General features: G+C 71.4%; 13 protein-coding genes. 6 read left to right on the top strand and 7 right to left on the bottom strand.

Features of this window, described 5'->3' with window-relative positions:
• The first annotated feature begins 9 nt into the window (after positions 1-9).
• The 3 genes from ACICHK_RS36485 to ACICHK_RS36475 all read left to right on the top strand — a co-directional run bounded on the left by ACICHK_RS36485 (position 10) and on the right by ACICHK_RS36475 (position 8049).
• Positions 10-894 carry an RNA polymerase sigma factor SigF gene (locus ACICHK_RS36485; protein WP_406840282.1) on the top strand — a complete coding sequence of 295 codons (885 nt, stop codon included), beginning with the start codon at positions 10-12 and terminating at the stop codon, positions 892-894.
• Positions 895-1251: 357 nt separating this feature from the next.
• A complete protein-coding gene (locus ACICHK_RS36480) occupies positions 1252-5529 on the top strand; it encodes a HAMP domain-containing protein (RefSeq protein ID WP_406840281.1) in 4278 nt (1425 codons plus the stop codon).
• Positions 5530-5631: 102 nt separating this feature from the next.
• Positions 5632-8049, top strand: coding sequence for a SpoIIE family protein phosphatase (locus ACICHK_RS36475; protein WP_406840280.1), 2418 nt, complete (start codon positions 5632-5634; stop codon positions 8047-8049).
• A gap of 181 nt (positions 8050-8230) precedes the next feature.
• On the opposite strand, the gene ACICHK_RS36470 is transcribed toward ACICHK_RS36475, so the two are convergent.
• Together ACICHK_RS36470 and ACICHK_RS36465 are read right to left on the bottom strand one after the other, a co-directional pair.
• Positions 8231-8944, bottom strand: coding sequence for an HAD family hydrolase (locus ACICHK_RS36470; RefSeq protein WP_406840279.1), 714 nt, complete (start codon positions 8942-8944; stop codon positions 8231-8233).
• A gap of 58 nt (positions 8945-9002) precedes the next feature.
• Positions 9003-9860 carry a DMT family transporter gene (locus ACICHK_RS36465; protein ID WP_406840278.1) on the bottom strand — a complete coding sequence of 286 codons (858 nt, stop codon included), beginning with the start codon at positions 9858-9860 and terminating at the stop codon, positions 9003-9005.
• A gap of 185 nt (positions 9861-10045) precedes the next feature.
• Between ACICHK_RS36465 and ACICHK_RS36460 the strand changes: the two genes are divergently transcribed.
• Positions 10046-11191 carry a PP2C family protein-serine/threonine phosphatase gene (locus tag ACICHK_RS36460; RefSeq protein ID WP_406840277.1) on the top strand — a complete coding sequence of 382 codons (1146 nt, stop codon included), beginning with the start codon at positions 10046-10048 and terminating at the stop codon, positions 11189-11191.
• A gap of 37 nt (positions 11192-11228) precedes the next feature.
• Here ACICHK_RS36460 and kstD read toward each other — a convergent pair whose 3' ends face one another.
• Positions 11229-13031, bottom strand: coding sequence for a 3-oxosteroid 1-dehydrogenase (gene kstD / locus ACICHK_RS36455; protein WP_406840276.1), 1803 nt, complete (start codon positions 13029-13031; stop codon positions 11229-11231).
• 245 nt (positions 13032-13276) lie between these two features.
• On the opposite strand from kstD, the gene ACICHK_RS36450 reads away from it, so the two are divergent.
• Complete coding sequence (locus tag ACICHK_RS36450; protein WP_406840275.1) at positions 13277-14920, top strand: GMC oxidoreductase; 1644 nt, start codon at positions 13277-13279, stop codon at positions 14918-14920.
• 33 nt (positions 14921-14953) lie between these two features.
• Here the strand turns inward: ACICHK_RS36450 and ACICHK_RS36445 are convergent, their stop codons facing one another.
• Together ACICHK_RS36445 and ACICHK_RS36440 are read right to left on the bottom strand one after the other, a co-directional pair.
• On the bottom strand, positions 14954-15433 hold the full coding sequence (locus ACICHK_RS36445; protein ID WP_151471880.1) for a carboxymuconolactone decarboxylase family protein: 480 nt from the start codon (positions 15431-15433) through the stop codon (positions 14954-14956).
• A 9-nt stretch (positions 15434-15442) separates the two neighbouring features.
• On the bottom strand, positions 15443-16516 hold the full coding sequence (locus ACICHK_RS36440) for a dihydrodipicolinate reductase (RefSeq protein ID WP_406840274.1): 1074 nt from the start codon (positions 16514-16516) through the stop codon (positions 15443-15445).
• Between the two features lie 135 nt (positions 16517-16651).
• Between ACICHK_RS36440 and ACICHK_RS36435 the strand changes: the two genes are divergently transcribed.
• On the top strand, positions 16652-17272 hold the full coding sequence (locus ACICHK_RS36435; RefSeq protein WP_406840273.1) for an L-threonylcarbamoyladenylate synthase: 621 nt from the start codon (positions 16652-16654) through the stop codon (positions 17270-17272).
• A gap of 109 nt (positions 17273-17381) precedes the next feature.
• Here ACICHK_RS36435 and ACICHK_RS36430 read toward each other — a convergent pair whose 3' ends face one another.
• Positions 17382-19775 (bottom strand): M4 family metallopeptidase, encoded by a 2394-nt coding sequence (locus tag ACICHK_RS36430; RefSeq protein ID WP_406840272.1) that lies wholly within the window; start codon positions 19773-19775, stop codon positions 17382-17384.
• Positions 19776-20340: 565 nt separating this feature from the next.
• On the bottom strand, positions 20341-21192 hold the full coding sequence (locus ACICHK_RS36425) for an SMP-30/gluconolactonase/LRE family protein (protein ID WP_406840271.1): 852 nt from the start codon (positions 21190-21192) through the stop codon (positions 20341-20343).
• Between the last annotated feature and the right edge of the window lie 56 nt (positions 21193-21248).

Raw genomic sequence — 21248 nt, 5'->3', positions numbered from 1 at the left:
GTGGGCGGCATGGCAGCCGTGACGGCAGTGCGGACGACGGACACGGCGCACCGGGCGGCGACAGCCGCGGAGGACACCCTTCTTCCGCAGATCGACCAGCCGCTGAAGGTCAGCCCGAAGGACGCGCGTGAGCTGTCCCGCCAGTTCTTCGACCGGCTCGCCGTCCTGGAGGAGGGCACGCCCGAGCACCAGTACGCGCGCAACACCCTCATCGAGATGAACCTCTCCCTCGTCCGGTACGCCGCCGCGCGTTTCCGCAGCCGCAGCCAGGGCGAGATGGAGGACATCGTCCAGGTCGGCACGATCGGGCTCATCAAGGCCATCGACCGGTTCGAGCTGTCCCGCGAGGTCGAGTTCACCTCCTTCGCGGTGCCGTACATCGTCGGCGAGATCAAGCGGTTCTTCCGCGACACGAGCTGGGCCGTCCACGTGCCCCGCCGGCTGCAGGAGGCGCGTGTCGAGCTCGCCAAGGCGACGGAGGAACTGCGCACCCGCCTCGGCCGTACGCCGACGACCCGTGAGCTGTCCGAGCTGATGTGCCTGTCCGAGGAAGAGGTCATCGAGGCCCGCAAGGCGTCGAACGGCTACAACTCCTCGTCCCTGGACGCCGCTCTCACGGCCGACGGCGGCGCGGACGGCGAGGCGGTCCTCGCGGACTTCATCGGCGAGGAGGACCCCTCGCTGGAGCTGGTCGAGGACTTCAACTCCCTGGCCCCCCTGATCGCCGAGCTCGACGAGCGTCAGCGCCGGATCATCCACCTGCGCTTCGTCGAGGAGCGCACCCAGGCGCAGATCGGTGAGGAGCTCGGCATCTCGCAGATGCACGTCTCCCGGCTGATCACCCGCATCATCAAGCGGCTGCGCGCCGGGCTCCTCGACCCTGCGGTCGCCTGACGCCCCGGCGCACCTCGAGGACCCTCACGACGATCCCGTCGGCCCGCCCCGGACTCCGCTCCGGGGCGGGCCGACGGGTTTTCGCGCACCCGGCTCCGGCGAGCTGGAACGAGAGGGTCCTGTGTATCCACTTCTCTCCAGGTCATTCCTGTCACCGGCGATATTTTTCGGCCCCCGGGGAATTCCTTCCGACGCTTTGTTCCGCCCCCGTCGTCTGGGTTAGCCTGCGGCGTATTTTCTTGATGGAAGACCTGTGATCTGCGGGAATCCCATGGACGGACCGGGGGTCGTCCGTGGGCCCGGCACGGTTCCGAGTCCCGTGCCGCGGGACTCCAGGGGAGCGGAACGAGGGTGGCCATGACCAGGGCAGCGAGCGGGACGTCCGAACGGACGCCGGGTGAGCAGGAGCTGCGGCAACTGCTGGCCGGCCTCACCGCCGTGCGCGACGGCGACTTCGGCACCCGGCTCCCCGACGAGGCCGGTGGCCTGCTGGGCGACATCGCCACGGTGTTCAACGGCATGGTCGACCAGTTGTCGGTGTTCACCTCGGAGGTGACCCGGGTGGCCCGCGAGGTCGGCACGGAGGGGACGCTCGGCGGCCAGGCGGAGGTGCCGGGGGTCTCGGGCACCTGGGCCGACCTCACCGACTCCGTCAACGCCATGGCGGGAAACCTCACCACCCAGGTCCGCGACATCGCGCAGGTGGCCACGGCGGTCGCCAAGGGCGACCTCTCGCAGAAGATCGACGTGCCCGCCCGCGGTGAGATCCTGCAGCTGAAGGAGACCGTCAACACGATGGTCGACCAGCTGTCCGCGTTCGCCGACGAGGTCACCCGCGTCGCCCGCGAGGTCGGCACCGACGGACGCCTCGGCGGCCAGGCGCAGGTTCCCGGCGTCGGCGGCGTCTGGCGCGACCTCACCGACTCGGTGAACTTCATGGCGGGCAACCTCACCGCCCAGGTCCGCAACGTGGCCCAGGTCACGACGGCGGTGGCCCAGGGAGACCTCTCCCAGAAGATCACCGTGGACGCCCGCGGCGAGATCCTGGAGCTGAAGAACACCATCAACACGATGGTCGACCAGCTGTCCGCGTTCGCCGACGAGGTCACCCGCGTCGCCCGCGAGGTCGGCACCGACGGACGCCTCGGCGGCCAGGCCGACGTGAAGGGCGTCAAGGGCACCTGGCGCGACCTCACCGACTCGGTGAACTTCATGGCGGGCAACCTCACCGCCCAGGTCCGCTCGATCGCCCAGGTGGCCACCGCCGTGGCCAAGGGCGACCTGTCGCAGAAGATCACCGTGGACGCCCGGGGCGAGATCCTGGAGCTCAAGGAGACCATCAACACGATGGTCGAGCAGCTCTCGGCGTTCGCCGACGAGGTCACCCGCGTCGCCCGCGAGGTCGGCACGGCGGGCAATCTGGGCGGACAGGCCACCGTGCGGGGCGTCTCGGGCACCTGGAAGGACCTCACCGACAACGTCAACGTCATGGCGTCGAACCTGACCGGTCAGGTCCGCTCCATCGCGCAGGTGGCGACCGCCGTGGCCCGCGGCGACCTCTCGCAGAAGATCACCGTCGAGGCGAAGGGCGAGGTCGCGGCGCTGGCCGACGTCATCAACACGATGGTCGACACGCTGTCCGCGTTCGCCGACGAGGTCACCCGCGTCGCCCGCGAGGTCGGCACCGAGGGGCGCCTCGGCGGCCAGGCGCACGTGCCCAACGTGGCGGGCACCTGGAAGGACCTCACCGACAACGTCAACTCGATGGCCAACAACCTCACCGGACAGGTGCGCAACATCGCCCTGGTGACGACGGCGGTGGCCAAGGGCGACCTGTCCAAGAAGATCGACGTCGACGCCCGGGGCGAGATCCTCGAACTCAAGACGACCATCAACACCATGGTCGACCAGCTGTCCGCCTTCGCCGCCGAGGTCACCCGCGTGGCCCGGGAGGTCGGCAGCGAGGGCCGGCTCGGCGGCCAGGCCGAGGTGGAGGGCGTCTCGGGCACCTGGAAGCGGCTGACCGAGAACGTGAACGAGCTGGCCGGCAACCTCACGCGCCAGGTCCGCGCGATCGCCGAGGTCACCGGCGCCGTGGCCGAGGGCGACCTGACCCGGTCCATCACCGTGGAGGCCTCGGGCGAGGTCGCCGACCTGAAGGACAACATCAACTCCATGGTGGAGTCGCTGCGGGAGACCACGCGCGCCAACCAGGAGCAGGACTGGCTCAAGACCAACCTGGCCCGCATCTCCGGTCTGATGCAGGGGTACCGCGACCTGGACGTGGTGGCCGACCTCATCATGGACGAGCTCACCCCGCTGGTCGCCGCGCAGTACGGCGCCTTCTACCTCGCCGAGGAGACCGAGAGGGGAACGGAGCTCAGGCTGGTCGGGTCGTACGGCTATCCCGACGAGGACGGGCGCCCCACCCGCATCCCGCTCGGCCGCTCGCTCGTCGGCCAGGCGGCGCGCAGCCGGCGGGCGATCACCGTGGACGAGGTGCCGCCGGGCTACGTCACCATCTCCTCCGGCCTCGGAGGGACGGCGCCGACGGCGCTCGTGGTCCTGCCCATCGTCGTCGAGGAGCAGGTGCTCGGCGTCATCGAGCTCGCCTCGGTGACGCGCTTCAAGCAGGGCCACATGACGTTCCTGGAGCAGCTGATGGAGACCATCGGCGTCAACGTCAGCACCATCGTGGCCAACGCCCGTACCGATGAACTGCTGGGCGAGTCGCAGCGTCTGACCGCCGAACTCCAGGCCCGCTCGGAGGAGTTGCAGGTCCAGCAGGACGAACTCCAGCGCTCCAACGCCGAGCTGGAGGACAAGGCCTCCCTGCTCGCGACCCAGAACCGCGACATCGAGGCGAAGAACCTCCAGATCGAACAGGCCCGGCAGGAACTCGAGGCGCGGGCCCAGCAGTTGTCACTGGCCTCCAAGTACAAGTCCGAGTTCCTCGCCAACATGAGCCACGAGCTGCGGACGCCGCTCAACAGCCTGCTCATCCTGGCCCAGTTGCTGGCGCAGAACCCCTCGCGCAACCTCACACCGAAGCAGGTCGAGTACGCCGGCATCATCCACTCCGCGGGCTCCGACCTGCTCCAGCTGATCAACGACATCCTCGACCTGTCCAAGGTCGAGGCCGGCAAGATGGACGTGACCCCCGAACGCGTCCCGCTGCGCCAGCTGCTCGAGTACGTCGAGGCCACCTTCCGCCCCATGACCTCGCAGAAGAGCCTGGAGTTCACGGTCAGCACCGCTCCCGGGGCCCCGGCGGACCTGCTCACCGACGACTCCCGGCTGCGGCAGGTGCTGCGCAACCTGCTGTCGAACGCGGTCAAGTTCACCGAGCGGGGCCGGGTCGAGCTGCGGATCGAACCGGCGGCCGACCAGGAGATCCCCGCGGGCGTGCCGCGGGGCGGCACGATCGTCGCCTTCCGGGTCAAGGACACCGGTATCGGCATCCCCGAACAGCAGCTGGAGACGATCTTCGGCGCCTTCCAGCAGGCCGACGGCACCACGAGCCGCAAGTACGGCGGCACCGGTCTCGGCCTGTCCATCACCCGGGAGATCGCCCACCTGCTCGGCGGGGCGGTCACCGTCGACAGCACCCCCGGACAGGGCAGTACGTTCACGCTCTTCCTCCCGGTCGCCCGGCCCGAGTTCGAGGAACTGCTGGCGGGTGGCCGGGCACCCGAGGCGGCACCGGACGAGGACTCCGCGGAGCACGCCGAACCCCGGCACACCGTGCCCGGTTCGGTCGTCCCGGACCGCCGGCGGCGACGTCGGCTCCTGGTCGTCGAGGAACGGCCGCGGGGCCTGCTGACGCTGGTGGCCGAGAGCGCGGTCGGGGACGTGGCGCGCAGCCGGGACGAGGGCGACGCGCGGGAGAGCGTCGACGTGGTCACCGTCGTCGGGGCGCAGGAGGCGGCCGGCGCCCTGGCCGCGGAGCCGTGGCACTGCGTCGTGCTCGAACTGGGCATGCCGGAGGGCGAGACGGCCCGCTTCCTCGAAGCGGTGGAGGGCGACTCGGCCCTGGCGAGCGTGCCCGTCCTCGTCCACAACGGCAGTCGCGTCGACCTCGCGCAGGAGCAGGCGCTGCAGTCCCGCGCGGGCGCCCGGTCGCTGGAGTTCCTCTCCAGCCTGGACGAGCTGCGCGAGCGGATCGCGCTGCACCTGTCCGCGGAACAGCCGGGCGACGTGGTGCCGCTGGTCCGCGCCGAGGAGGCCAGGAACCGGCCCGCGCGGCCGGTCGAGGGCACCTTCCAGGGCCGTACGGTGCTCGTCGTCGACGACGACGCCCGCAACCTCTTCGCGCTCAGCGGGATCCTGGAACTGCACGGGTTCCAGGTGCTGCACGCGGAGAACGGCAGGAAGGGCATCGAGACCCTGCTGAGCCGGCCCGAGGTCGCGCTGATCCTGATGGACGTGATGATGCCCGAGATGGACGGGTACGCCGCGACCGCCGAGATCCGCCGGATGCCTCAGTACGCCGACCTGCCGATCATCGCGGTGACGGCGAAGGCCATGCCCGGCGACCGGGAGAAGAGCCTGCTGTCGGGCGCGAGCGACCACGTCACCAAGCCGGTCGACACCGAGGACCTCATCGCCTGTGTCCGACGCTGGCTCGGGGAGTGACATGACACCCGGTAGCCTCCGCCGCGGCGGAGCGGCGGAACACCCGCCGCTGCCGCCCCTCCCCCGCCCTGCCCCGGGTCCCCGCCGAGGAGCGGCCGCACGATGAACAGTCCTGAGGAAACCGGCGCGGACGTCCCCGAATCCCCGGAGAGCACCGCGGCCGCCGGGCGGGCCGACGACCTCCCGGACGTGGTCCGGACGTCCCCGGTGGGCCGTCTCGCGGCCACCGTCGAACGGCTGCGCCGCGAGGTGCGGGCCGCCCAGGTGGAGGCCGACGGGCGGGCCCTGATCGAGCTGGCCAAGGGCATCCTGGTCGAGCGGCTGGGCTGCGGACCGGCCCAGGCCGCCCGCCAGCTCACCGAGCTGGCCGAGCAGGCCAAGGTGCCGCAGCTCCAGCTCGCGGTCGAGATCATCAACCAGGCGGCGCACGACCGGCTCTCGGAGGTGACCAGCACCTTCCTCTCCGCCACGGCCGAGCACCCCTCGAAGGACGACGTCCCCGCGGTGCGGCTGCGCGCGGCCGAGAGCGGGGCCCTGGCGGCCGGCGACACCCAGGCGGTGGCCGACTCCCTGCTCCAGCACGCGCTGACCCCGCTCGGGGCGGTCGCGGTGGCCATCTGGGCCGCGGACGCCGACGGTTCGCTCTCCCTGGCGGGCAGCGCCGGGTTCTCGGCGGCGGAGGCCCACCGCTGGCGTTACGTTCCCCCGGGTGTGGCGACGATGGCACGCCGCGCGCTCACCGACCGTACGGCGCGGTGGGCGGACTCGCTGGCCGACACCGGCCTGCCGTCCATCGGGCACGCGGAGCACCCCGACGGCGGGCGGGTCGCGGTACCGGCCGGCTCCGGCGGCCGGATCCACGGCGTCCTGGAGATCGCCTGGCCGTCCGTCCTCGGGCCGCAGCCGCCCCAGGTGGTCCGTCAGGTGGAGGCGCTGGCCGAACTGTGCTCGCACACCCTGGAGACCCACGCGCTGCCGAACGACTGCCACGACGTGCGGGGGACGGCCGACGTCCGCGAACTGACCGACCTGGTGGACGGACTGCACGATCCCGCCCTGGTCCTGGTGCCCCAGCTCGACGCCCAGGGACGGCTCGCCGACTTCCGCATCCACCACGTGAACGGGCGCTTCCTCGATCCGGCCGGCCGGCCGCGCGGCACCGTCCACGGAGCGCTGCTGCTCGAGGCCTACCCGCTGGCCGCCGGGGAGAGCGGTCTCTTCCAGTGCGTCGAGCGGGTCTACGCCACCGGGGAGCCGTTCCGGGCGCGGCGCATGGATCTGACGGCGCTGGTCGACCAGGTGCCGCTTTCGGCCGTGGCGGACATCAACGTCAGCCGGCACGGCGGGTGCGTGCTGCTCATCTGGCGCATAGAGGACGAGACGGCACGGCTGGCGAGTCTGCTCCAGCACGCCCAGCGGCTCGGCAGGATCGGCGGCTTCGAGGAGAACCTGCTGACCGGCGAGACCGTCTGGAACGAGACGCTCTTCGATCTGTACGGCCGCTCCCCCTCCGGGACCCCGGTCCCGCTGGAGGAGCTGGCCGCGCACGCCCATCCCGACGACGCCGTCGCCATCGGCCGCTTCCTGCGGACCGTGCTGCACCACCGCCGGCCGGCCTCGGCGGCGTTCCGGCTGCAGCGTCCCGACGGTGTGACCCGGCACATCCGCGTGGTGGCCGAGCCGGTGCTCGACGCCGACGACCGGCTGTTCGCGGTCCGCGGGGCCTACCAGGACATCTCGGCACAGCACTGGACCGAGGTGGCGCTGGCCGTCACCCGCGACCAGCTGGCGCACACCGAACAGCAGGCGCACGAGCGCAACCGGCTGACCCTCCAGCTGCAGCACGCGATCATGCCGCCGGACCGGACGCCGCTCAGGGCCCCGGGCCTCGACGTGGCGGTGCGCTACCGGCCCGCGGAGACCGAGCAGCTCGTCGGAGGCGACTGGTACGACGCCGTCGTGCTGTCCTCCGGTCTGGTCCTGCTGTGCGTCGGCGACGTGGCCGGGCACGGGATAGAGGCGGCGACCAGCATGGTGGTGCTGCGCAACGCGCTGCGCGGACTCGCCGTGACGGGCGCGGGGCCGGGGCAGCTGCTGTCCTGGCTCAACATCGTGGCGCACCATCTGACGGGCGGGGTCACCGCCACCGCGGTCTGCGGGATCTACGATCCGCGCCGGCGCGTTCTGCGCTGGGCGAGGGCCGGGCACCTGCCGCCCGTTCTGGTCCGGGACGCGGACGCGGGCCCGCTGCCGCTCATCAAGGGCATCCTGCTCGGTGCCGTCCCCGAGGCGACGTTCGAGGAGGACGAGGTGCAGCTGGAGGTCCACGACACGCTGTTGATGTACACGGACGGTCTGATCGAACGGCGTGACCGCTCGGTGGAGGTGTCGCTGCGCCAGTTGCTGAGCGCGGCCCGTACGACGTCCGGGACCCTGGACCACCAGCTCGACCGGCTCCTGACGTACAGCAGGTCCGACACCGACGACGACACCTGCATCGTCGGCATCCGGGTGGAGTAGGGGCATACGCATGCGGCCCCGCCGGCAGCCGGGGGGAGTGACTGCCTGCGGGGCCTTGCAGCTCGGGCTTCGCCAGGGGGGTAGCTTCCCGAGCCGTCTCAGAATGCTGCTGCCCCGCTCCCGGCGATGCATGCACACGGGTTTCGGGCCGGTATTCCCCTCGTATGGCCGAGCGGCCGGCTCAGGAACGTTCCCTCAGGGCACGCAGCAGCGGCTCCAGGGACGCCGTGACGCCGTGGGGAGGCACCCCGGCCTCGTGCAGTGCCCTCGCGCGGGCTGGACGGCGGGCGTATCCGAGGAAGGGGACGCCGGCCCGGTGTGCCGCCGCGTGGTCCGCGGGTGAGCCGCCGATCACGAGCGAGGCCTCCGGTTCGGCCGCCATGGTGGTCAGGGCGGTCTCCAGGGCCCCGGGGCGGGAGGTGAGGGTGCCCAGGTCGGGGGTACGGCCGTGGATGTGCGGGGCGAAGCAGGGGGTGAGACCCCTCGCGTCCAGATACGAGGTGACGGTCCGGGCCGAGGTGTCGGTCGCCACGGCGAGCCTCGCCCCGACCGCCGTCCAGGTGCGGATCAGCGGATCCGCGTACGCCGTCGGCAGCGCGGTGCGCACCGCCTCCAGCTCGGTCCGGGTGAGCCAGGCGTCGAGCCGGGTGGCGACGTCGCCGCCGGGATGCCGTCCCGCCACCGCCGTCAGGGCGTGGTAGGGGTCCGCTCGGCCGCGCTCCTCCTCGGTGAGGAGGGCGCCGAGGCCTCGTTCCGCCAGCCAGTCCAGCTGCGCCCGGGCGACGGCCGTCGCCGAGGGGCCGGAGAACAGCTGGCAGAGCGGACCGTCGAAACCGAAGACGACGTACCGCGTTCGTGCGATCAGTTCTCGAACATTATCGATCCGACTCGTCACCACATTGGTCTGTCCAGACCTGGCCGCCACTAAGCGGGCGGGGGCGGGCCAGTCGGTGTCAGTGGGCCATGTCCGCGAGGTGCGGGACCACGCGGGTCAGTCGCAGGACCCCCCACAGGACCAGCCCGGCGCCGGTCAGTTCGGGGAGCAGCCACCAGCCCGTGCGGATCGTCTCGTCGAAGAGCGTGACACCGAGCAGCAGGCTGAGCGTGGCGTCCCCGATGGTCAGCGCGGGCTGCGAGGCGGCCAGCGGACCGGCCTGCAGGGCGTTCTCCAGCAGCAGGACGGCGGTGATCCCGGTCAGGACGAATCCGTAGGTCTGCCAGACGCCGAGGAAGGCGGCGAACCCGTCGTCGTCGAGCGTGCCCATGGCCGATTTGAGGAGGGCCGCGGTCAGCGCGTTGCTGATGGCGGACGCCGTTCCCAGCACGGCGGCGCGGAAGAGCGGCGGGCGGCCCGGACGGGCGACGGCGACCGCGGCCGCCACCGTTCCCAGGCACAGGACCAGTACCGGGATCCAGCGCTCCATGGAGGCGTCGGACCGCGCTCCCGAGGGAGCCGCCGAGAGGAGGACGAGGCCGAGCCCGGCCACGACGCCCGCGACGGCCTGCCACGCCGCGCGCGACAGACGGCGGTGCAGCAACGGGACGGCGATCATCAGGGCGAAGGGCAGTTCCAGGATGAACAGGGGCTGCACCAGCGACAGCGGCCCGTTCGCCAGCGCGAGGGCCTGGAAGAGCGCCGCTCCGATCACCCCGGCGATGCCGGCCAGCCACGCCGGCTGCCGGGCCAGCCGGAGGATGAACCGCAGCCCGCCGCCCTCGGTGACGCGGGAGGCCGCCTTGCGCTGGAACGCCGTGCCCATCGCGTTGCTCGCGGCCCCGAGGAGCGCGAACAGCACGGCCAGTCCGGTCACCCCTCCACCATGCCCCGGGACGGCGGTCCGGGCCTCCCCGGGCGCCGGCCGCGGTGTCCGCAGGCCGTGTCCGGTCCGGCCGCCGGCACCGGCCACGAGCGGGGCCGGGCCGCCCACGACCGCGCACCGACCGAAATGCGCGACGGCGGGGATGGGAGGAGCGTGGTGGCGAGGAGAGGAGCGCCATGTCCACGAAGGCCGCGCCCGGTCAGCGGGACGACCACCGGGGATGGCTGCGGGGCTCGCCCCCTCCGCGCTGGGTACGGCTGCTCCCGCCGCTCCTGCTGGTGAGCGTCTGCGTGGCGGGGCTCGCCAGCAGTGAACCACCGGACATCGGCTTCCTGCTGGGTGCCATCCCCTCCCTGGCCGTCCTCTCCTACGGGCCCCTGGCGACGGCCTTCTTCGGTGCGGTCGTCGTGGTCCTGCTGAACGTCCCCGCGATGCAGCTGAACCATCCGGGCAACGCGGACCTGCTCACCATCGGCTTCATCGCCGTGCTCAGTGTGTTCGTGTCCCTGGTCCGCAGCCGCAGGGACGCGCACCTGGTCACCGTGCGGTCGGTGGCGGAGGCCGCCCAGCTCGCCGTGCTGCCACCGCTGCCCGACCACGTCGGCCCGGTCCGCTGCGCCGGGCTGTACCGGCCGGCGCAGCAGGAGACGCTGGTCGGGGGTGACTTCTTCGACGTGCGCGAGGGGCCTTTCGGGGTCCGGGCCGTGATGGGCGACGTGCAGGGGCACGGGCTGTCGGCCGTGGGGACGGTCGCCGCGCTGCTCGGGGCGTTCCGGGAGACGGTGCTGGACCAGCGTGACCTGGAGGCGGCCGCGGCCCGGCTCGACCGCAGGCTGGTGGTGGACTCCGCGCCGGTCGATCACGCCGAGCTGTTCGCCACCGCGCTGCTCCTGGAGTTCCCGCCCGGCACCGACGCGGTGCGGCTGGTGTCCTGCGGGCACCCCTACCCACTGCTGCTGCGCGGCGCGAAGGCCTTCGAACTCGACACCGAGCAGGGCCCCCCGCTCGGGCTCGGCTTCTTCGGGATATCCCCGCCGAAGGGCCGCACCGTCGGGCTGGAACCCGGCGACCGGCTGTTCATCGCGTCGGACGGCGTGAGCGAGAGCAGGGACGCCTCCGGCGCCTTCTATCCGCTGCCGGACCGGCTGGCCGTTTTCGCCGAGGAGCCCTCGGACGTGCTCGTCGACCACGTGTGGGAGGACCTCGTCCGGTTCTCTCCCTCGATCAGCGACGACGTCTCCGTCCTGGTCCTGTCGCCACGGCTCCGCGGCGAGCGGGGCGGGGACGAGGCGGAGGACGCCGACGCGGGAGCCGGCGGCTGAGCGTTCCGCGCCGGTCCGCCACGAGGTGAGTGCCGCGTCAGCCCGCCGCGAGGTCGAGTGCCGCGATGTAGCCGAACGTCATCGCGGGCCCGATCGTCGAACCCGCTCCCGCGTAGCTGTGGCCCATGACGGCCGCGCTCGCGTTGCCCGCCGCGTACAGACCGGGGATCACCGTGCCGTCCGGGCGCAGGACGCGGGCGCGGGCGTCGGTGCGCAGGCCGCCCTTGGTGCCGAGGTCACCCGGGACGATCTTGAAGGCGTAGAAGGGAGGGAGCCACAGCGGGGCCAGGCAGGAGTTCGGGAGCACCGCGGGGTCGGTGTAGTAGTGGTCGTAGGCGCTGTCGCCGCGGTGGAAGTCGGTGTCCCTGCCGCCGAGGGCCAGGCCGTTGAAGCGGCTGACGGTGGTGCGCAGGGCGGCGGCGGGGACGCCGATCCGGCCGGCGAGGGCGTCCAGGGTCCATTCCTTGTACGCGGCCCCGGAGGTGTACCAGGAGTCGGGGAACGCCAGGGTCGGGGCGACGTCCTTGAACAGGTAGCGGTTGCGGTAGTTCTGGTCGACGACCAGCCAGGCCGGGATGTCCGGGGCGCTGGGGTTGCGGTCGTACATGGTGTGCACGACGTCGCTGTAGGGTCCGGCCTCGTTGACGAAGCGGGCGCCGGCGGCGTCGACGAGCAGTCCGCCGGGCAGGGTGCGTTCGGCGAGGCAGAAGTAGGGCTGGTCGGGCAGCGGGACGGCCGGGCCCCACCAGGCGTCGTCCATCAGGTCGAGCGCGGCCCCGGCACGCCGGCCGGCCTGGATGCCGTCGCCGGTGTTCTCCTTGGCGCCCACCGTCCAGGCGGTCCCGATGGGCTGCCGCTGGAACTCGGCGCGCATGGCCGCGTTGTGCTCGAAGCCGCCGGAGCCGACGACGACTCCGCGCCGGGCCCTGACCAGGCCGGGCGTGCCGTTCCGGGTGACCACCGCGCCGGTGACCGCGCCGTTCTCCAGGAACAGGTCGGACAGCGGGGTGTTCAGCCACACCGGGACCCGGGCGGCGAGCAGACCGGCGCGCAGCCCGGCCGCGAGCGACTGGCCCATCGTCAGCGGCTTCTGGCCGAGCAGCGCCGCGGTGGTGCCCCGGGCCAGGCATTCGGCGGCGACGGCCGCGCCCTTCACGCTCACGGCGGCGAGGGTGAGCCACTTGTAGTCGGCGCTGAAGACGACCATGCCGGCCGGGACGGTCATGTACGCCGGGTTCAGGTGGGCGAGTTCGGCTCCGAGGATGTTGCCGTCGAGCTGGTCGGGCTCCATGGAGCGTCCGCCCGCGAGGCCGCCGGGGAGTTCCGGGTAGTAGTCGCTGTACCCCTCCATCCAGCGGAAGCGCAGCGGGCTGTTGGCCATGACGAAGGAGATCATGGCCGGTCCGTGGCCGAGGAAGGCCCGCTGCCGGTCGGCGGAGACGTCCGGCCCGACCACTGCGGCGAGGTAGGCGGCGGCCTTCGCCGGGGTGTCGGGGACGCCCGCGGCGAGGATCACCGGATTGTTGGGGATCCAGATGCCCGCGCCGGAGCGGGCCGCGGAACCTCCGAAGGTGGCCGCCTTCTCCAGGACGACGCAGCTCAGTCCCCGTTTCGCGGCGGTGAGCGCCGCGGTCATCCCCGCGGCTCCCGAGCCGACGACCACGACGTCGTACGTGCCGAGCGGGGGCAGGTCGGCCGCGGCGGCGGAGCCGGTGGACACGGCGGCACCCGCGGCGAGCGCGAGTGCGGCGCCCGCGGCCGTGCCGAGCACCCCGCGCCGCGTGGGGCCGGGTTCCGGGAAGGGTTCGGTACGTCCGACGGGGTCCGCGCTCGGGGACATGGCAGGGCTCTCCAGCGGGGCGGGGGAAGGTGAGGCGTTCCGTTGCTCCGGGAGCCCGGCAGGCCCCCGCCGTACTGCTTCTGATGCGGCGTCAGGAAATGTCGCGCGAGGGTCTTGTGAAGTCAAGAGCGGGCCCGCCGGACCCCGTCGGCCATCACACCAAAAGTTACCAACCGGTATGTAGTGACTTGACAAGCCTGTAACAGTAGAACCTGTTCCCACTCATCTAGAGTGAGGAGCGTCACATGAGCACCATCAACCAGCAGACAAAAGACTCCAGGGGTGTTTCGCGCCGACGATTCATAGCTGGAACCGGTTCTATTCTTGGAGCAGTGAGCCTCGCCGGTCGCGCGGTCGCGGCCCCCGCACGGATCGCCGCGGCGGCCTCGTCGATCCCTTCCGGAGCGCACGTTCCCGTCCTGGTGATCGGCACCGGATACGGCGGCTCCGTCGCCGCGCTGCGGCTCGCCCAGGCGGGCGTCGACGTGCAGATGGTCGAGATGGGCATGGCCTGGGACACGCCGGGCCCGGACGGCAAGATCTTCGCCAACACGACCAGCCCGGACCAGCGTTCGTACTGGCTGCGCACCAGGACCAAGCAGCCCCTCAGCAACTTCCTCGGCTTCCCCATCGACAAGGACATCCCCCGCTACACCGGGGTCCTGGACGCCGAGGAGATGGGCCAGATCATCGTGTACCAGGGCCGTGGCGTCGGCGGCGGCTCCCTGGTCAACGGGGGCATGGCGGTCACCCCCAAGCGGGAGAACTTCGGCGCGATCCTCCCGTCGGTGAACGCCGACGAGATGTACGCGAACTACTACCCGCGCGCCAACGCGGCGCTCGGGACGGGCCTCATCGACCCGGCGTGGTTCGACACCACCGACTGCTACCAGTACGCGCGGGTCGGCCGCAAGCAGGCCCAGCGTTCCGGCTTCCCCTTCGTCTTCGTGCCCGACGTGTACGACTGGGACTACATGAAGCAGGAGGCCGCGGGCACCGTCACCAGGTCGGCCCTCGCCGGGGAGATCCTCTACGGCAACAACTACGGCAAGAAGTCGCTCCAGAAGACCTACCTCGCCCAGGCCACGGCCACCGGACGGGTCACCATCTCACCGCTGCACAAGGTCACTTCGGTCGCACCCGCGGCCGGCGGCGGCTACACGGTCCTGATCGACCAGCTGAACACCACCGGTGGCACCACGGCGACCAAGACGGTCACCGCGGACCGGGTGTTCTTCGCGGCCGGGAGCGTCGGAACGAGCAAGCTCCTGGTCCGGCTGAAGGCCACCGGCGCCCTGCCGGCGTTGAACGGCGAGATCGGCCAGGGCTGGGGCGACAACGGCAACGTCATGTGCGGCCGCGCCAACCACCTGTGGGATCCGACCGGCTCGCTCCAGGCCAGCATTCCCTGCGGCGGCATCGACAACTGGACCGCCGGCGGCGCGTTCGCCGAGGTGGCGCCGCTGCCCACCGGCATCGAGACCTACGCCTCCTTCTACCTGTCCATCACCAAGAACCCGAACCGCGCCCGGTTCACCTGGAACGCCTCCACCGGAACCGTCGACCTCGACTGGCAGACCGCCTGGAAACAGCCCTCCATCGACATGGCGAAGACCATCTTCGACAAGATCAACGCGAAGGAGGGGACGATCTACCGGACCGATCTCTTCGGCGTGTACAAGATCTGGGGCGACCATCTCACCTACCACCCGCTCGGCGGCGCCGTGCTCAACAAGGCCACCGACAACTACGGCCGCCTGCAGGGCTATTCGGGCCTGTACGTCATCGACGGAGCGCTGATCCCCGGCAACACCAGCGTCAATCCGTTCGTCACCATCACCGCCCTCGCCGAAAGGAACATCGAGAACATCATCGCCGTGGACCTCTAGGGCCCGTCGTCGGACGGGACGGGCCCGGTGCGCTCAATGGGTCGGCAGCACGCACACGGCGTCCAGGCCCAGTACGTGGTTGAGCCGGCCGAACGCCAGCCAGGAGCCGATGCTCATGGTCAGCTCCACGATCTCCCGCTGGCTGTACAGCGCCGTCATCCGGGTCCAGAACTCCTCGTCCAGACCGTGGTGATCCAGTGCGTACCGCTCGGCGTACTCGGCGGCCAGCCGTGTCCGGTCGTCGAAGGCGTCGGTGGTGCGCCACTGGGTCACCGCGTCCGCGAACTCCTCCTCGACCTTGTGGCCCTCCCGCTCCGTACGCCAGTCGAGGCAGAACAGGCATCCGTTGATCTGCGCGATGCGCAGCCGCGCGGCCTCGAACTCGCGCAGGCCCAGCGTCGTGTGCTCGTACACCGACAGCGAGAAGTTCGCGGCGGCCATGCCGATGCCGGGCACCATCTCGCCCCAGACGTATCCGATCGGTTCCTGTCCCTCGGGGATGTCGATGCGCAGGGGCATGGGTCACTTCCTTCCGAGCCGGCCGACTGCGGGACGCAGCGGGACGTCGAGTGCGTCGTAGAGCCCCGGTTCCGCGTCCACCAGCCAGTCGATCGCGCCGACCAGGCGGCCGACCGCGGTGGCGTTCCCGCCCGCGGAGCGGTTCTCGCCCTCGTCGGTGGCGGCGACGGTGACCTCGATGCGCGGGCGCCCCTCGATGATCACCCGGTGGGCGCCGTCCCCGTCGGGCGGGGACGGCCAGTCCGGTGCGCAGGACGCGTGGATGCGGGTGATGTGCTCGATGACGATCCGGGGCTCTCCCCCGACGATGCCCCGCACCTCGAAGCGGATCGCGCCCTGGGTTCCGGCCGCGAACTCGCCCATGGTGCGGGTGCTCACGGTGTCCGTCAGCGGGCGCCGCTCCATCGTCTCGCGGATGTCGTCGAGTTCGACCCCGAGGGCCCGCGCCATGAGCCGTATCTGGCCGCCCCACACCATGGTCGGGACCGACGGGGCGAGCATCAGCGGCTCGTAGTCCATCGGCTGCCCCATGCCGACCAGGTACCGTACGGACTCCTCCTGCTCGTACGTGGAGTAGTCGAAGATCTCCTGGCAGCGGATGGCGTCGACCGTGGTTCCCAGGCCGCTGATCAGCAGGGGCAGGACGTCGTTGCCCCAGCCCGGATCGACTCCGGAGGCGAACAGGGAGCCACCGCCCTCGGCGACGGCGGCGAGCACCGGATCCCGGAACTCCGGCGGGGCGCTGCGCTGGTCGTAGAGCGGATAGAGGGCGGGTGTGACGACCACCGCGCCGGCCCGGACCGCCCTGGTGATGTCGGCGAGGGCCTCGTCGGGGCGGATGTCGCCGGTGGCCGCGTAGACCACGGCTCCGGGACCCGAGGCCAGGACGGCGTCGATGTCGTCGCTCGCCGCGACGCCGAGACCGTTCTCCAGTCCCGCGAGTTCGCCCGCGTCGCGGCCGACCTTGGCGGGGTCGTGGACGAGGACGGCCGCGAGTTCCAGTTTCGGGTGGGCCTCGACGGCGCGGATGGCCGCGCGGCCGACGTTGCCGGTACCCCAGACCACCGTGGAAATCATGCGGCGGAGGGTAGCGAGAGCACCTCGAGGTTCCTATAGCCGTGACCGGGAGAATTCCCGCACGGAAACGGAACCGGTGTCGCCGGCCGGTACGGTTCGGCGGATGACGTCGGGGACAACCCGTAGGCTCGCAACATGGCCAAGTACTTCGACGTTCACCCGGAGAACCCGCAGCGGCGCATCATCGGCCAGGTGGTGGAGATCGTCCGTGACGGCGGGCTGATCGTCTACCCGACGGACTCCTGCTTCGCACTCGGCTGCGCGCTCGGCAACCGGGACGGGATCGACCGCATCCGCTCGATCCGGCAGCTCGACGAGCGCCATCACTTCACGCTCATGTGCGAGGACTTCGCGCAGCTGGGGCACTTCGTGCGGATCGACAACGCGGTCTTCCGCTCGGTCAAGGCGGCCACGCCCGGCAGTTACACCTTCATCCTCCCGGCGACGAAGGAGGCTCCGCGCAGGCTGCTGCACCCGCGGAAGAAGACCGTCGGGGTGCGGATCCCCGACCACGCCGTCGCGCAGGCGATCCTCGCCGAACTCGGCGAGCCGCTGCTGTCGAGCACCCTGCTCCTGCCGGAGGAGGACAAGCCGCTGACCCAGGGCTGGGAGATCAAGGAGCTCCTCGACCACGTGGTGGACGCCGTCATCGACTCCGGCGACTGCGGCACCGAGCCGACGACCGTCGTCGACTTCTCCGGCGGCGGGGCCGAACTCGTACGCCTCGGGGCGGGCGACCCCTCCCGGTTCGAGTAGCCCCGGAAAGCGGCGTGCGACGTGGGTCCTCCGTGCGGAGGACCCACGTCGCGGCCGTTGTGGGGGGAATTCCGGGTACTGCGTGTGGGGGGATTCCGGTTGCCGGAGGTCAGCTGGTCGTCACGGCGGTGTCGTCCACGACGAAGCTGGTCTGCAGGGAGGAGTCCTCGACACCGCTGAACTTGATGCTCACGGTGGAGCCGGCGAACGAGGACAGGTCGAAGGTCTTCTGCGTGTAGCCGGTGGCCTTGTTGAGGTTGGAGTAGGTCGCCAGCGTGGTCGATCCGGCGGTGACCGTCAGCTTGTCGTACTGCGAGCTGGTGGTGGTCTCCGCGGTGTCGATGTGCAGCCAGAAGGTGAACGAGGCCTTGCAGCCGCTGGGGATGGTCACCGACTGGGAGAGCGTGTCGGTGTGCGTGGAGCCGTAACCGTCCAGCCAGGCCTTGTACGAGCCGCCGTGGGCCGCCTGGTCGGTGTCATTGGTGATGACGCCGCTGGACGCGGTCCAGGTGGTGGCGCCGGACTCGAACCCGGGGTTGCCGAGCAGCTGCGCCGAGGTGCAGGTGCCGCCGCCTCCGGAGGAGCTGACGGTCCAGGTGAACGACGCCGTGCCGGTCGCCCCGGTGCTGTCCGTGACGGTCACCGTGGTGCTGTACGTCCCGGCGGTGGTCGGCGTCCCGGTGATCGCCCCGGTGGAGCTGTTGATCGACAGGCCGGTGGGCAGACCGCTCGCGGAGTACGAGAGCGAGCCGCTGTTGGTGCTGCTGGCCGAGATCTGCAGGCTCACCGCGGTGCCGACGGTGGAGGACTGGCTGCCCGGGTTGGTGACGGTCACACCGCTGCTCGGCGGGGTGACGTGACCGCCGACGGCGATGCCCGCGAAGGCGTTCGCCACACCCGCGTACTGGGTGGAGCTGGCGCCGTACAGCGCGGTCGCGGCGTTCAGCGCGGCGGTGCGGGCGCCCGCGTAGTTGGTGGTCGACGTCATGTACGTCGTCAGCGCCTTGTACCAGATCTGCAGGGCGGCGGCGCGGCCGATGCCCGCGACGGCGACACCGTCGGAGGTCGAGCTGTTGTACGTGACGCCGTTGATGGTCTTGGAGCCGCTGCCCTCGGAGAGCAGGTAGAACATGTGGTTCGCCGGGCCCGAGGAGTAGTGGACGTCCAGGTTGCCGACGCCGGAGTACCAGGAGTCGGCGGAGGAACCGTCCTTGGACGGCTTGTCCATGTAGCGCAGCGGGGTGCCGTCACCGTTGATGTTGATCTTCTCGCCGATGAGGTAGTCGCCCACGTCGGTCGAGTTGCCCGCGTAGAACTCCACGCCGGTGCCGAAGATGTCGGAGGTCGCCTCGTTGAGACCGCCGGACTCACCGGTGTAGTTCAGGCCCGCGGTGTTGGAGGTGACGCCGTGGCTCATCTCGTGGCCCGCGACGTCCAGCGAGGTCAGCGCGTGGGTGCTGCTGGTGCCGTCGCCGTAGGTCATGCAGAAGCAGCTGTCGTCCCAGAAGGCGTTGACGTACGCCGTGCTGTAGTGGACGCGCGAGTAGGCGGCGACACCGTTGTTCTTGATGCCGCTGCGCCCGAAGGTGTTCTTGTAGAAGTCCCAGGTCGTCTGGGCGCCGTAGGCGGCGTCCGCGCCGGCGGTCTGGGTGTTGGAACCCGCGCCGGTGCCCCAGACGTCGTCGGCATCGGTCATCAGCGTGCCGGTGCCGGACGTGCCGTTGTTCAGCGAGTACGTCTTGTGGCCGCCACGGGTGGAGTCCGTGAGCTGGTACGTCGAACCCGACAGCGTGGTGTTCAGCGTGACCGTGCCGCTGTACTGGGTGTTGCCGGTGCCGGTCTGGATCCCCTCGTACCGGGTGATCTCCTTGCCGGTGGTGGCGTCGGTGACGACGTGCAGCTTGCTCGGCGTGCCGTCGTCCTGGACGCCGGTGACCACGGTCTCCCAGGCGAGCCGGGGGGTGCCGGTGCCGGCCCAGATGACCTTGCGGGCGCTGTCCGTCGCGGGCTTCTCGGCCTTCAGCGACTTGGCCGCCTTGAGGGCCTGGGCTCCGGCGGTCGCCTTGGTGACGGCGGCGGTGGTGCTCGCGACCTTGATGGCGTGCTTGTTGGCGAAGGTCGTGCTCACCGTGCCGGTGGCCTGCGAGGCCGGCGGGGTGTGGACCACGAGGTCGCCGCCGAGCACCGGGAGACCGGCGTAGGTGCGCTCGTAACGGGTGTGCAGGGTGCCGTCGTTGTCCTTGACGACATCCTTGACGACCAGCTTCTCCTTCGAGCCGAGGCCCAGGGTGCCGGCGGTCGCGGTGGTCTGCTTCGATGCCTTCGTCAGCAGCGCCGCGTGCTGGGCCGGGGTGAGCTTGGCCTCGAGTCCCCCCGTGCGCAGGGGGGTTGTGTGGGGGGAGGGCTTGGCGACTGCCGGTACCGTCTGCATGCCGACGGCCAGCAGCGCGGCGGAGGCCACCAGGGCTCCGGCCGCGGTCGCCTGACGGGGGAAACGTCTCACTCGTACTCCTACTGCTTCGGCCGCGGTCGGCGGCCGGTGACAGACCGGGCAGACGGGATGTGCTGTCCGGGAAGAGCTGAGCAGGGGCGCGCGGGAACGCGACTGCGGGCAGGCCATGGACGACCCGTCCGACAGGTGTGGGAAGGATCGCACCTTTGACAGAGGCATGACACGGAGTCGGGGGCTATCGAGGGTTATCCCTACGCCCGCGCGCCGAAACCCCCGCCACGCGCCGCGTTCCACGGCCCGAGCCGCCGGAGCCCACCGCCCGGCGGGGCACCGCGCCACGCGCACGGCACAGCGGCCACCACACAACACGCTTTACACGGAGGCCAGTTCACGACGGGGAGTTCACGACGGGCAGTTCACGGCGGGGAGTTCACGACGCCGGCCGTGCGGCACGTGCCGCACGGTCCCCACCGTGCCGCACGGCACACGGTTCGCGCCAGACCCCGTTCGGCCACCGACGGCACGAGGGCCGGGCGGTGGAGCAAGGGGCGGGCGGTGGAACGGCGGCGGCGGCGCGGCCGCGCGACGGCGGCAGGGCGGTACGGCGACGACCGCGTCAGGGCCGGCCCGCTCCCGGCACCTCGACCCGGACGGCGAGGACCCGACCGGATCCGGGCGCCACCAGCCCCGGCTCCGTCATACCGCGCCAGGCGGCGGCCACGACGAACAGCGTTCTCCTGTCGTGGCCGCCCAGGACACAGGCGAAGCCGCCGCGGTCGAGGTCCACCCGGTCCAGCACGGCCCCTCCCTCGGCGACGCGCACACAGCACCGGCCCGGCACGTCGGCGTACCAGACCGCGTTCCGCGCGTCGGCGCAGATGCCGTCCGGGGTGCCCTCCCCCAGTTCGGCCCAGACACGACGGTCCGCCAGGGTCCCGTCCGGACCGATGCCGAAGGCGACCAGGGCGTGCCGGTAGGAGTCGGCGACGATCAGGGTGGAGCCGTCGGGTGTCACGGCCATCCCGTTGGGGAACGCGATGTCGTCGGCCACCTCGCGCACCGAACCGTCCGGGGTGACCAGCGAGACCGAGCCGGGCTCGAACGCCTCGCCCCTCACCGGATCGGACCCGGCCCGGTTGACGTAGGTGTTTCCGCGTCCGTCGACCACGATGTCGTTCCAGCCGGGCCGGCCCAGATCCGCGTACGTGGTCAGGGAACCGCCGGACTCCCGGCGGAGCAGCAGGCCGTCCGCCGAGGAGACGATCAGCATGTCCCCGTCGGGGTGCCGGTCGGTGCACAGCGGCAGCGACGCCACCCGCGCGACCACCTCGGCACGGCCGTCCTCCGGATCGAGGGCGACGACCTCGCCCGCGGTCCAGTCGGAGAAGTACAGCCGGCCCCCGTGCCAGCGCGGCGACTCGACCAGCCCGTACCCCTCCAGCAGCGTCCGCACCTCGCGCATCCTCATCACAGCCTTCACTCCGGACCGGCCCGGCACCGGTGTCCACCGACCGAACGAACGGG

Origin of the sequence: Streptomyces sp. AHU1 (genome assembly GCF_045343905.1) — a bacterium.
Taxonomy (GTDB): Bacteria; Actinomycetota; Actinomycetes; order Streptomycetales; family Streptomycetaceae; genus Streptomyces; species Streptomyces triticiradicis.
This window is presented reverse-complemented; position numbering and strand designations above follow the sequence as displayed.

Bases quoted from the DNA above. Each gene is read 5' to 3' on its own strand.
- ACICHK_RS36460 (WP_406840277.1), top strand. From the start codon at position 10,046: ATGTCCACGAAGGCCGCGCCCGGTCAGCGGGACGACCACCGGGGATGG.
- ACICHK_RS36475 (WP_406840280.1), top strand. From the start codon at position 5,632: ATGAACAGTCCTGAGGAAACCGGCGCGGACGTCCCCGAATCCCCGGAG.
- ACICHK_RS36425 (WP_406840271.1), bottom strand. From the start codon at position 21,192: ATGAGGATGCGCGAGGTGCGGACGCTGCTGGAGGGGTACGGGCTGGTC.
- ACICHK_RS36480 (WP_406840281.1), top strand. From the start codon at position 1,252: ATGACCAGGGCAGCGAGCGGGACGTCCGAACGGACGCCGGGTGAGCAG.
- ACICHK_RS36485 (WP_406840282.1), top strand. From the start codon at position 10: ATGGCAGCCGTGACGGCAGTGCGGACGACGGACACGGCGCACCGGGCG.
- ACICHK_RS36440 (WP_406840274.1), bottom strand. From the start codon at position 16,516: ATGATTTCCACGGTGGTCTGGGGTACCGGCAACGTCGGCCGCGCGGCC.
- ACICHK_RS36435 (WP_406840273.1), top strand. From the start codon at position 16,652: ATGGCCAAGTACTTCGACGTTCACCCGGAGAACCCGCAGCGGCGCATC.
- kstD (WP_406840276.1), bottom strand. From the start codon at position 13,031: ATGTCCCCGAGCGCGGACCCCGTCGGACGTACCGAACCCTTCCCGGAA.
- ACICHK_RS36450 (WP_406840275.1), top strand. From the start codon at position 13,277: ATGAGCACCATCAACCAGCAGACAAAAGACTCCAGGGGTGTTTCGCGC.